The 12,403-nt window shown below is 71.2% G+C and carries 9 protein-coding genes; 7 read left to right on the top strand and 2 right to left on the bottom strand.

Annotated features, from left to right (window positions below; genetic code table 11):
• The first annotated feature begins 277 nt into the window (after positions 1-277).
• Positions 278-928: a YqgE/AlgH family protein gene (locus ACWED2_RS30905; RefSeq protein ID WP_449694031.1), complete on the top strand. Its 651-nt coding sequence runs from the start codon at positions 278-280 to the stop codon at positions 926-928.
• Here the strand turns inward: ACWED2_RS30905 and ACWED2_RS30910 are convergent.
• Positions 925-1,344, bottom strand: coding sequence for an SdpI family protein (locus ACWED2_RS30910; protein WP_449694032.1), 420 nt, complete (start codon positions 1,342-1,344; stop codon positions 925-927). The genes ACWED2_RS30905 and ACWED2_RS30910 overlap by 4 nt on opposite strands.
• A 66-nt stretch (positions 1,345-1,410) precedes the next feature.
• Here ACWED2_RS30910 and ACWED2_RS30915 point away from each other — a divergent pair, with 66 nt between their 5' ends.
• Both ACWED2_RS30915 and leuS read left to right on the top strand, forming a co-directional pair.
• On the top strand, positions 1,411-2,571 hold the full coding sequence (locus tag ACWED2_RS30915; RefSeq protein ID WP_449694033.1) for an esterase-like activity of phytase family protein: 1,161 nt from the start codon (positions 1,411-1,413) through the stop codon (positions 2,569-2,571).
• A 152-nt stretch (positions 2,572-2,723) separates the two neighbouring features.
• The gene (gene leuS, locus ACWED2_RS30920; RefSeq protein WP_449694034.1) at positions 2,724-5,564 is read left to right on the top strand and encodes a leucine--tRNA ligase; all 2,841 of its coding nucleotides are present in this window, start codon (positions 2,724-2,726) and stop codon (positions 5,562-5,564) included.
• A 355-nt stretch (positions 5,565-5,919) separates the two neighbouring features.
• On the opposite strand, the gene ACWED2_RS30925 is transcribed toward leuS, so the two are convergent.
• Positions 5,920-6,657: a TetR/AcrR family transcriptional regulator gene (locus tag ACWED2_RS30925; protein ID WP_449694035.1), complete on the bottom strand. Its 738-nt coding sequence runs from the start codon at positions 6,655-6,657 to the stop codon at positions 5,920-5,922.
• Between the two features lie 367 nt (positions 6,658-7,024).
• On the opposite strand from ACWED2_RS30925, the gene ACWED2_RS30930 reads away from it, so the two are divergent.
• From ACWED2_RS30930 to ACWED2_RS30945, 4 genes are all read left to right on the top strand, one after another.
• Positions 7,025-7,894, top strand: coding sequence for a ribokinase (locus tag ACWED2_RS30930; RefSeq protein WP_449694036.1), 870 nt, complete (start codon positions 7,025-7,027; stop codon positions 7,892-7,894).
• Between the two features lie 28 nt (positions 7,895-7,922).
• Complete coding sequence (locus ACWED2_RS30935) at positions 7,923-8,660, top strand: hypothetical protein (RefSeq protein WP_449694037.1); 738 nt, start codon at positions 7,923-7,925, stop codon at positions 8,658-8,660.
• Positions 8,653-10,506, top strand: coding sequence for a phosphoenolpyruvate--protein phosphotransferase (gene ptsP / locus ACWED2_RS30940; protein WP_449694038.1), 1,854 nt, complete (start codon positions 8,653-8,655; stop codon positions 10,504-10,506). The genes ACWED2_RS30935 and ptsP overlap by 8 nt, the downstream gene beginning before the upstream one ends.
• A 451-nt stretch (positions 10,507-10,957) precedes the next feature.
• Positions 10,958-12,388, top strand: coding sequence for an MFS transporter (locus ACWED2_RS30945; protein WP_449694039.1), 1,431 nt, complete (start codon positions 10,958-10,960; stop codon positions 12,386-12,388).
• Positions 12,389-12,403 lie beyond the last annotated feature (15 nt).

Below are 12,403 nucleotides of genomic sequence, written 5' to 3' on the forward strand. Positions count from 1 at the left end.
TTTGTTTATTTTGTGGTTGTGCTTAATCTTTAATATTTTTTCTTAACAGCACAACCCTTTCGGTGGGTGGCGTGTCCTGTGGGGGGGGGGGGGGCCCCCCCCCCCCGGTAAACACCCTCAGTGCGAGTACTGGGAAGGTGGCGTAGCCACCGACCAAGGGGTGGCCGACGCACTGAGGTCGCCTCTCGGCGGCTATGCGCAGTGTGGCTCCAGCCGGACGGTATTCCACAAAGGCGGTTCTTCAGTGAGCCCGGGGGACACGGAGTGCGCCGGCCACATGTTTCAAACGAGGCTGTTGGGGCGATTGTTCCCGAGCCGAAGTCATTCGCCCGGCCAAGGGTGGGATCATGGGTCTGTGCCAGCGGACGCCGAGGTTGAACCGGGAACGCTCCTGGTCGCCGCCCCCACGATGGTCGACCCCAACTTCCGCCGGACCGTGGTGTTCGTCATCGATCACCGCGAAGAGGGCACGCTCGGCGTCGTCCTGAACCGGCCGAGCGACGTCGCCGTGCACGACGTGCTGCCCAACTGGGGCGGGCACGTCGCCGAGCCGCAGGCGGTGTTCGTCGGCGGCCCGGTCGAGAAGAAGACCGCGTTGTGCCTGGCCGCGCTGCGCACCGGCGAAACGGCGGCGAGCGTGCCGGGGGTGATCGCGGTCCGCGGCCCGGTCGCGCTGGTCGACCTGGACACCGATCCCGAAGTGCTGGTGCCGAAGGTGCGCGGCGTGCGCGTGTTCGCCGGGTACGCGGGCTGGGATTCGGGGCAGCTGGCCGGCGAAATCGAGCGTGACGACTGGGTCATCGTGCCCGCGCTGCCGAGCGACATCCTGGCCTCGCCCGACGGCGACCTGTGGAGCCAGGTCCTGCGCCGGCAGGGCATCCCGCTGGCGCTACTGGCCACCCATCCGGGCGACCTCCAGCGGAATTAGGCGTCTTCCTTCTTGAAGACGCCGCAGCCGCCGGCACCGCACGCGCAGCCGCTGCAGCCGGCCGGCGCCGCCGGAGCCGGGGCGGGCACGCTCAGCGCGGCCCGGTTGCCGAGCACGCCACCGCCCATGACCAGCAGCACCATCGCGAGCACGCCCGCGACCGCGGCGGAGACCAGGCCGCCGGTGGTCGGCATGGCCAGCCCGGCCAGCCCGGTGAGCACGGCGATCGCGCCCCCGGCCATGGTCGGCAGTCCCGCGACGCGGTTGGCCAGCTTGAACGCCTCTTCACTGCGCAACGCCGCCTCGGTGCGCACCCCGGTGCCGCCCTCGCGCGTCAAGCGCTCGCGGAACCCGAGGAACCCACCAAAACCGACGAGCAGACCCAGCACGACCGGAACCAGCGCGATAGCGAACACGGGGTCAAGGATAAGCGTGACGTCCCGGCAACCTGCCGGATACCCTGATCGACTGTGCTACAGGCCATGTCACCGCGTGTACTGCCCACCGTCCTGACCGCTGCCCTGATCGGGGGAATCCTCGCCGCGGCGCCGGCGAGTGCCACCGAGAGTCACCAGCGGCCGATCCGGCTGCTCGGCGAGAAGATCGTTCCGAACGCCCTGCAGTTCCAGGGCACCACGGTCGGCGGCCTGTCCAGCATCGACTACGACCCGCGGACCGGCGGCTACGCGCTGATCTGCGACGACCGGTCGGCGATCAACCCCGCCCGCTTCTACACGGCGACCTTCCCGGTCACCGCCCACGGCGTCGGCGACGTCACCCTCACCGGCACGAAGCCGCTGCTGCGCCCGGACGGCACGCCGTACCCGCCACTCGCGCAGAACGACCCGGCGAAGCCGCAGAACGAGCAGACGATCGACCCCGAAGAGCTGCGCGTCGACCCGTGGAGCGGCGACTACTACTGGTCGCAGGAGGGCGAGCGGACGGCGACGACGCTGATCGACCCCTCGATCCGCGAGGCGCGCCGCGACGGCGAATACGTCCGCGACCTGCCGATCCCCGCGAACGAGAAGATGACGCCGACGGCGGGCCCGCGCCAGAACCTCGTCCTCGAGGGCATCACGTTCACCGGGTACGGCTCGCTGCTGGCGAGCGAGGTCGAGGGCCCGCTGCTGCAGGACGGCCCCGAGGCGACCACGACCACCGGTGCCCTGTCGCGGATCACCCTGCAGTCGCGGTTCGGGCCGGTCCTGGCCCAGTACGCCTACCCGCAGGAGCCGCTGTTCGCCGCGCCCGTGCCGTCGACGGCGTTCGCCACCACCGGCGTCTCCTCGATGCTGGCCGTCGACCAGGCCGACCCGACGAAGTTCCTCATGATGGAGCGCTCGTTCAGCACCGGCGTCGGCAACAAGGTGCGCGTCTACGAGATCGACACGAACGGCGCGACGAACGTCCTGAACGTCAAGTCCCTGGCCGACGCGAAGCACGTCAAGCCGGTGAAGAAGCGGTTCCTGTTCGACGCGGCCGACCTCGGCTTGTCCACTGTGGACAACATCGAGGGCATGACGTGGGGCCCGAAGCTGCCGAACGGCGAGCGCAGCTTGATCTTGGTCAGCGACAACAACTTCTCCGCGACCCAGGTCACGCAGTTCGTCGCACTGGCGGTCCCCTCCGAACGGCTTTGACCAGCAAGTTACGATGAAGGTATGAACACGGCTCGGCTGCTCCTTAGCCTGCCGCGCTGACCGGGCCCGGCCCGGCCGGCGCGGCGACCCCTCATGCCCTGGTGGCTGAGGGGTCGAGTTGTTTCTGGAGCGATCGACGAAGGAAGACGGCGATGACTGAGGCGACAGGGACCGACGTCCCGGCGCACCGCTACACGGCCGCGCTGGCGGGCCAGATCGAGCAGCGCTGGCAGGACCACTGGGCCGACCAGGGGACCTTCCACGCGCCCAACCCCGTCGGGCCGCTCGCCGTCGAGGGGCAGCCGGTGCCCAGCGACAAGCTGTTCGTCCAGGACATGTTCCCGTACCCGTCGGGCTCCGGCCTGCACGTCGGGCATCCGCTGGGCTTCATCAGCACCGACGTCTTCGCCCGGTACCACCGGATGATCGGGCGCAACGTGCTGCACACGATGGGCTTCGACGCCTTCGGCCTGCCGGCCGAGCAGTACGCGGTGCAGACCGGGCAGCACCCGCGCAAGACGACCGAGGAGAACATCCGGACCTACCTGCGCCAGATCCGGCGCCTGGGCCTGGGCCACGACGAACGCCGTCGCATCTCCACGATCGACCCCGAGTACTACCGCTGGACGCAGTGGATCTTCCTGCAGATCTTCAACAGCTGGTACGACACCGAGGCGGGCAAGGCACGTCCGATCGCCGAGCTGGAGGCCGCCTTCGCGGACGGCTCCCGGCCGACGCCGGACGGCCGTGACTGGGCGGCGCTGTCCGCCGTCGAACGGAAGAGGGTTATCGACGACCACCGGCTGGTGTACATCTCCGAAGCGCCGGTCAACTGGTGCCCGGGCCTGGGCACCGTGCTGTCGAACGAAGAGGTCACCGCCGACGGCCGCAGCGAGCGCGGCAACTTCCCCGTCTTCCGCCGCAACCTGCGGCAGTGGATGATGCGGATCACCGCGTACGCGGACCGCCTGGTCGACGACCTGGACCTGCTGGACTGGCCGGAGAAGGTCAAGTCCATGCAGCGGAACTGGATCGGCCGCTCGCACGGCGCCCGCGTCACGTTCAAGGCCGGTGACAACGGCATCGAGGTCTTCACCACCCGGCCGGACACCCTGTTCGGCGCCACGTACATGGTGCTGGCGCCGGAGCACCCGCTGGTCGACAAGCTGGTCACCGAGGCGTGGCCGGAGGGTGTCGACGAGCGCTGGACCGGTGGCGCCGCGACGCCCGCCGAGGCGATCAAGGAGTACCGCGTCGCCGCGTCGCGCAAGTCCGAACTGGACCGGCAGGAGAACAAGGAGAAGACCGGCGTCTTCACCGGCGCGTACGCGACGAACCCGGTCAACGACAAGCAGATCCCGATCTTCGTCGCCGACTACGTGCTGATGGGCTACGGCACCGGCGCGATCATGGCCGTCCCCGGCCAGGACGTGCGCGACTGGGAGTTCGCCGAGAAGTTCGGCCTGGACATCATCCGGACCGTGCAGCCGTCCGAAGGCTTCGACGGCAAGGCGTACACGGGTGACGGCCCGGCGATCAACTCGGGCTTCCTGGACGGCATGGACGTCGCCGAGGCCAAGAAGACGATCATCGACTGGCTGTCGGAGCAGGGCGCCGGCACCGGGACCGTGCAGTACAAGCTGCGCGACTGGCTGTTCTCGCGCCAGCGCTACTGGGGCGAGCCGTTCCCGGTGGTCTACGACGAGGACGGCGAGGTGCACGCCGTTCCCGAGTCGATGCTGCCGATCGAGCTGCCCGAGGTCGCCGACTACTCGCCGGTGACGTTCGACCCGGAGGACCGCGACTCGATGCCGTCGTCGCCGCTGGCGCGCGCGACCGACTGGGTCGAGGTCGAGCTGGACCTGGGCGACGGCCCGAAGAACTACCGCCGCGACATCAACACGATGCCGAACTGGGCGGGTTCCTGCTGGTACCAGCTGCGCTACCTGGACCCGACGAACTCGGAGACGTTCTGCGCGCCGGAGAACGAGCAGTACTGGATGGGCCCGCGGCCCGGCGAGTACGGCGCGGACGACACCGGCGGCGTCGACCTGTACGTCGGCGGCGTCGAGCACGCGGTGCTGCACCTGCTGTACTCGCGCTTCTGGCACAAGGTGCTGTTCGACCTGGGCCACGTGACGTCCAAGGAGCCGTACCGGAAGCTGTTCAACCAGGGCTACATCGAGGCGTACGCGTACACGGACGCGCGCGGCGTCTACGTCCCGGCCGAGCAGGTCGAGGAGCGCGACGGGAAGTACTTCTTCAACGGCGAAGAGGTCACCCAGGAGTACGGCAAGATGGGCAAGAGCCTGAAGAACGTCGTCACGCCGGACGAGATGGCCGAGAACTACGGCGCCGACACGTTCCGGTTCTACGAGATGGCGATGGGCCCGCTGGCCATGTCGCGCCCCTGGGCGACCAAGGACGTCGTGGGCGCGCACCGGTTCCTGCAGCGGCTGTGGCGTCTGGTCGTCGACGAGACGACCGGCGAGCTGCGGGTGTCCACTGAGGACGCTTCGGAGGCGGACCGCAAGGTGCTGCACCGCACGATTTCCGGCGTCCGCGAGGACTACGCGGAGATGCGGTTCAACACGGCCGGCGCGAAGCTGATCGAGCTGAACAACCACGTCACCAAGGTGTACGGCGGGGCCGCGTCGACGCCGCGCGAGCTGGCCGAGCCGTTGGTGCTGATGCTGGCGCCGCTGGCCCCGCACATGGCCGAGGAGCTGTGGCACCGGCTGGGCCACGCGGACTCGCTGGTGCAGGGCCCGTTCCCGGTGGTGGACGAGAAGTACCTGGTGGAGGACTCGGTCGAGTACCCGATCCAGGTCAACGGCAAGGTCCGGTCCCGGGTGACGGTGGCGGCTTCGGCGTCCCAGGACGAGGTGCAGGCCGCCGCGCTGGCGGACGAGAAGGTCGCGGCGATGATCGGCGACGGCTCGCCGCGCAAGGTCATCGTGGTGCCGGGCCGGCTGGTCAACATCGTCCTCTGACGCGAGGGCGGCCACCCACCCGGCGGGGTGGCCGCCACTCAGTGCCACCATGCTCGGCAGACCCATCACCCGGCCGAGTCCGCGGTGTCTTCGCGGCGACCCAGGCGGCGGCCGGGGTGTTGGCCGACGGCGGCCGCGTGATCACGATCGGCAGTTGCGTCACGGCCCGCGAGCTGGGCCCGCGCGGCATCACGGAACCCGGCCGACGGGCCGTTCGCGGCGGACCAGCGCGCCCTGACGGCGTTCGACCGCTACGGCCGCCGTCCGAAGTGGCCGCGGCGGTCGCCTACCTCGCTTCACCCGACGCCGAGTACGTGACGGCGGCCGTGCTGTCCGTGGACGGCGGCCACGCGGCCTAACCCGAGTAGAGCCCGATCTCCCGCGCCAGGTCGGCGAGCATCGACTCGAACAGCACGTCCGGTTTGGACATCGGGATCGGGTAGTTGCCGAAGACCTCGAGCGTGACGTGCCCGTAGAGCCGGGCCCAGAACTGGATCATCAGGTACGTCACGCCGAGGTCGATCTTCTCGACAGGCACGCCCTGGTCGGACTCGACGAGCACGGCGACCAGCGATTCCTGGAACGTCTTCAGGTCGTCGCGCAGCTCGTCTGGCACGCTGCTGGCCGACGGCAGCACGATGTCGTGCCGCGCGAGCACCCGGCCGGCGGCGGCGAGGAAGATCCGCCCGAACGGCTCGTCGACCCGGCTCAGCGCGCTCCCCGACGTCGACCCGATCCCGCCGGTGGGAGAGGCGAAAACGAGCGTGAATTCCTTCGTGTGGGTGAGCGCCCACCGCCGGAAGCCCTTGCAAATGGCGAACAGCTGCAGCACGCCGTCGTCCGGCAGCTCGGCGATCTCCTCGGCGAGGTCGTCGGCCAGGTCGGCGCAGACGTCCAGCCGCAGGTTCTCGACGAGGTCATCACGGGACTCGTAGTACCGGTAGAGCGCGGGCGCGGTGATCCCCAGCTCCCGCGCGATGGCGCGCAGGGTGACCGCCTCCGGCCCCTGCTCGACGAGCAGCTTCCGGGCGGTCCGCCGGATGTCCTGTTCGGTAGCCGCACGCGCGCGACCCCTCCGCGTGGGGTGGCTCATCCGAACAGTCTAGGTGCTTAGTACGACGAATTTTGCGTTAACGGGATGTCCGCCGGTCGGGGTGAAGGGGGCGCCGCCGACGCCGATCACTCGGGGGGCTACGTGATCGGCGCCGGCGACCTGATGCCCTGTCCGGCTTGCGCCGGTGGGGCACCGCCACCACGTCCAGCGTGATGACGCACCTGGAGAGCGGGACCGGGGCCACCAAGTGACGGCCGGGGGACGGGGATCCCCCGATCGAGTGACGGGCTTCCGCTGCTCGCATGATTGTCGCACTCAGCCCCGGATAAGTTACAAAAACCTTCACTTTCCCCTTGCCTGCCGGTGCTGACCTGGTCCGAACGGGTTTCGTGGGAAAGTGCGGGGTATGAACTCGGACGTGCTCGTTGTGGGATCCGCCAACGCCGACCTGGTCGTCGCGGTGGACCGGCGGCCGGGCGGCGGGGAAACGGTGCTGGGCGGCGACACCGTGCTCTCGCCGGGCGGCAAGGGCGCCAACACGGCGGTCGCGGCGGGCCGGCTCGGCGCCGACGTCGCACTGCTCGGCGCCGTCGGCGACGATCCCTACGGCAGGCTGCTGCTCGATTCCCTCCGCGCCGCCGGCGTCGACACCGGGCTCGTGCGCACCAGCGAGCGGCCGACCGGGATCGCCTACATCACCGTCACGCCGGACGGCGAAAACTCGATCCTCGTCTCCCCCGGCGCCAATTCGAGCCTCGAGCCCGCCGACGTCGACGCCGTCTTCGACGGGGTGGAGATCATGGTCGCCTCGCTGGAGGTGCCGCTGCCGACCGTCGAACACGCTGTCGCGCGGGCCGCCGAACAGGGCGTGCGGGTGCTGCTGAACCTGTCGCCGGCGGCGAAGCTCTCCCCGGAGACGCTGGCCAGGCTCGACGTGCTGCTGGTCAACGAGCACGAGGCCGCCTGGCTCACCGGGCCCGGCGCGGACTTCCGGAAACTGCTCGACCTCGGGCCGCGGGCGGCCGTCGTCACGCTCGGCGCGGCCGGTGCCGTCGTCGTCGAAGCCGGATCGGTGAGCCGGGTGGAATCGCCCGAGGTCGCGGCCGTCGACACCACCGGTGCCGGGGACGCCTTCGCGGGCGCGCTCGCCGCGTCGCTCGCCGACGGTGCCGACCTGGTCGCCGCCGCGAAGCGAGCCGTGCGCGTTGCGGCGTTCAGCGTGACGCGGCACGGGGCCCAGCCGTCCTACCCGACCGCCGCCGACCTGGGGGAATGATCATCCCGGTCGCCGTGTTGCAGGACACATGGGCGACTCGTTCGGCTCGGCCTGGTGGCGCGGCTACGCCGCCCAGCTGCGCGCGATCGCGGACGCCCGCCGCCCCGACCGGCTCGCGATCATGCCGCTCGACGAAACCCTCAAGGCGCTCGGCAAGCAGACCGAGATCGACGAAGGCGTCTACGACGTGCCGCTGGAAGGCGTGGTCGGCACGGTCGCCCGCGCCGGGGACTTCGACCGCGAGTTCCGGCCGCGCAACCGCGCGCTGCGCGACCGCTGGGAGCACCTGACCCGGACGTCGGCGGACCTGCCGCCGGTCCGGCTCGTGCGGCTCTCCGACATGTTCTTCGTCGAGGACGGCCACCACCGCGTCGGCATCGCGCGGGCGCGCGGCGCCCGGACCATCCGCGCGAGGGTCCGCTGGATCAGCACGGTCGCCTGCGCGCTGCGCTGCCTGACGCTCGCCGACCTGCCGTCGAAGACTGCCGAGCGCATGTTCCTCGAGCGCGTGCCGCTGCCGGACGACGTCCGCTTCGGGCTGTGGCTCGACGACCCGGCCGACTGGTTCCGGCTCGCCGACTCGGCCGAGGCCTGGGGTTTCCGCCGTATGCTGGCCGGACGGCCCGTGCGCAGCCGCGACGAATTGGCCGACTCCTGGTGGCGCGAGGAGGTCCGGCCGGTGCTCGAACAGGTACGGCAGCGCGGTTTGTGCCCGCCACCACGAGATATCCAGGCGTATCTGAGCTATGGTCTAGACCATGCCTGAGTTTGCTGCCGCCGCGCCCGAGCCCGAAGCCGCGTCCGCGGGACAGACTGCGTCGCCCGAGCCGGATGCCGCCACCGACGCCTCCGCCGAGAAGAGTGCGTCGGCGGGGTCCGATGCCGCCTCCGCGGGAAAGAGTGCGTCGGCAGAGTTTGACGCCGCCTCCGCGGGAAAGAGTGCGTCGGCAGAGTTCGACGCCGCCTCCGCGGGAAAGAGTGCGTCGGCGGGGTCCCTCAGCGGGGTCGCCGTCAGCCCCGGCCGCGCGAGTGGCCCCGTAGTCCGGGTCGCGGAGCCGCTCGGCGAGCCCGCCGCCACCCCCGCCCCGGCCGATCCGGCCGCCGAGGCCGCCCGGATCGCCCCCGCGGCCGCGACCGTCGCCGGCCGGCTGGAAAAACAGGCCGAGACCGCCACCGGCGAGGCCGCGACGATCCTCATCACCACCGCGGCGATGGCGGCCGACCCGGCGCTCGTCTCCCAGGCCGAAACCCTGGTCAAGACCCAGGGCCTGCCCGCCGCGCGCGCCGTCCACCAGGCCGCCGAAGGGTTCGCCGAGGCGCTGGCCGCGGCCGGCGGGTACCTGGCCGAGCGCGTCCGCGACGTTCGTGACGTCCGCGACCGGCTGATCGCCGAGCTGCTCGGCATCGCGCCGCCGGGGGTGCCCGAGCTGGCGTCGCCGAGCGTGCTGGTCGCCCGCGACCTCGCGCCGGCCGACACCGCCGGCCTGGACCCGGCGAAGGTCCTCGCGCTGGTCACCGAAGAGGGCGGCCCCACGAGCCACACCGCGATCCTCGCGCGGGCCTTGGGCATCCCGGCCGTCGTCGCGGTGCGCGGCCTGCTGGCTCTCGACGCGCAAGCGCTTGCGGTCGACGGCGACACGGGCACGGTCGAGGTCGCCGACCCGTCGGCCGCGGTCGTCACGGCGAAGGTGGCCAAGCTCGCCGAGTGGAACGGCACGGGCGCGACGGCCGACGGCCACCGCGTGAAGGTCTACGGCAACGTCGGCTCCCCCGCCGACGCCCAGGCCGCGGCGGACGCGGGCGCCGAAGGCGTCGGCCTGTTTCGCACGGAGTTCTGCTACCTCGACGCCAGCGACGAGCCATCGGTGGCCGACCAGCGAGCGGCGTACACGGCGGTGCTTTCGCCGTTCCGTGGCAAGCCGGTGATCGTCCGGACGCTCGACGCGGGCGCCGACAAGCCCCTGGCGTTCCTGTCCCCGGAAGCCGAGCCCAACCCGGCGCTGGGCGTGCGGGGCCTGCGCGTGGCGTTCGACCGCCCCGAGGTGCTGGACCGCCAGCTGGAAGCGATCGCGGGCGCGGCGGCGGATTCGGGCGCCGAGGTGTCGGTGATGGCCCCGATGGTGGCCACGGTCGAGGAAGCAGCCTGGTTCGCCGGCCGGGTCCGCGCGGCGGGCATCGCCCGCGCGGGCGTGATGATCGAGATCCCGGCGGCGGCGCTCAGCGCCCGCGAGATCCTGGAGGTCGTCGACTTCGTCTCGGTGGGCACGAACGACCTGGCCCAGTACACGTTCGCGGCCGACCGCCAGCTGGGCGCGGTGGCCAAGCTCAACGACCCGTGGCAGCCAGGTCTCCTCCGGCTGCTGAAGCTGATCGGCGACGCGGCCAAGGCCACGGGCAAACCGGCAGGCGTCTGCGGCGAAGCGGCCGCCGACCCGCGCCTGGCCCTGGTCCTGGCGGGCTTGGGCCTGACGAGCTTGTCGATGAACGCCCCGGCGGTCCGCGCGGTGGGAGCAAGCCTGGCGGCAACAACGCTCGCGGAGTGCGAGGCGTTGGCAGAAGCAACCCTGGCAACATCCGACCCGACAGCAGCCCGCGCGGCGGCTCGCCCCTGAGCCACCGACGCCCGACGCAGGCCTGGCCTGGCCGCCTGGCCTGGGCGACCTGCTCGCCTGCCCATTCCGCCTGGTTCGCCCGGCGCTGGCTCCCACGCGCCCAGGCAACCCGTCCTTTCCGGGGCCGGCCGGACCCCGAACTGCCCGGTCCGATCGATTCGCCCCAGCGCGAATCATGCCCCACCCGCAGGGGCGCCCCCCACTTTCAGTCTATCGGTCATCACCGACAGTGCCGATCCGTGCGACCCTGAACCGGCGTGGTTGTCCACATTGATCGAGGGGTGTGGGCAACCCGCCCCAAACCCCAAGCCGCGAACGGCCGTCCCGGAGTCCCCGGGGCGGCCTTCGCCGCGTTCGGACCAGAAAAAGATCCGGCTCGTTGTCGATCCCGGCCGGAGCCGCTCGACGAAGAGGTGAGAAGCGAAGCACCCCGAGTCGGGAGGACCTCACCATGACCGCCACGATCTCCGGCCCGGCCGAAGCCGCTCCAGCCGAAGCCGTCCAGGCCGAAGCGCCGGTCGAAACAGTCCGGGCCGGGCGGCGGGAATGGGTCGGGCTGGCCGTGCTCGCCCTGCCGACCCTGCTCGTCTCGCTGGATGTCTTCGTGCTCGTGCTCGCCCTGCCGAAACTCGCCCTCAGCCTGCACGCCGACGGCACCGAACAGCTCTGGATCATGGACACCTACGGCTTCATGGTCGCCGGCTTCATGGTCACCATGGGGACACTCGGCGACCGCATCGGGCGACGGAAACTGCTGCTCGTCGGGGCTGCCGCCTTCGGGGTCGCCTCCGTCGTCGCCGCCTTCTCCACCAGTGCCGGCATGCTGATCGCCGCCCGGGCCGCGCTCGGCGTTGCCGGGGCCACGCTTGCTCCCTCGACCCTCTCGCTCATCGGGACCATGTTCGCTAACCCGCGGCAGCGGGCCGAAGCCATCGGGATCTGGGCCGGCTGCTTCACCGTCGGCGCCATCGTCGGGCCGCTGGTCGGTGGCTTCATGCTCGAACACTTCTGGTGGGGCTCGGTCTTCCTGCTCGGCGTCCCCGCCATGGTCCTGCTGCTGGTCATCGGCCCGAAGCTGCTGCCGGAATACCGCGACGAGACCGCCGGGCGCCTCGACCTGCCGAGCGTCGCCCTTTCGCTCGGCGCCATCCTGCCCGCCGTCTACGGCGTCAAGGAACTCGCCCGCGACGGCGTCCACCCCGGCGCGGTGCTCGCCCTCGGGGGTGGCCTGATCGTCGGGTACGTCTTCGTGAAGCGGCAGCGCACCCTCGCCGACCCGCTCGTCGACTTCAGCCTGTTCGCCGCCAAGGCGTTCCGGACCGCGCTCGGCGGGATGCTGCTGTTCAGCATGCTCGGCGGCACCACCATGCTCTTCGTCGCCCAGTTCTTCCAGCTCGCCCAGCACCTGTCGCCGGTCGGGGCCGCGCTGGGGCTGCTGCCGGGGATGGCCGCCTCGACCGTGAGCTTCCTCGCCGCTCCCGTCCTCGCCCGGCGGGTCCCGACCGGTGCGCTGATCGCCGGCGGGGTCGCCCTCGCCGCGTCCGGCATGGCGATCCTCGCCCTCGTGGACCCCGCCGCGGGGCCGCTGTGGCCGTCGCTCGGGTTCGCCGTGACGTCGCTGGGTGTCGGGCCGATGGTCACGCTGGGCACCGACCTCGTCGTCGGCTCGGTTCCGGTGCGCAAGGCGGGCGCGGCCGCTTCGCTGGCCCAGACCGTCAACGAGTTCGGCTACGCCTTCGGCCTCGCCACCGTCGGCACGCTGGGCAACGCCGTCGTCCGCGCCCAGGGCCTGCCCGCCGGGCTGCACGTCGTCGCCGGGCTCGCCGCCGTCGCCTTCGCCGTCCTGGTCTGGTTCGCCGCGCGGAACCTGCGGACCCCCTGACCGCGGAAAAGCGAA

The organism is Amycolatopsis sp. NPDC005003 (genome assembly GCF_053600695.1).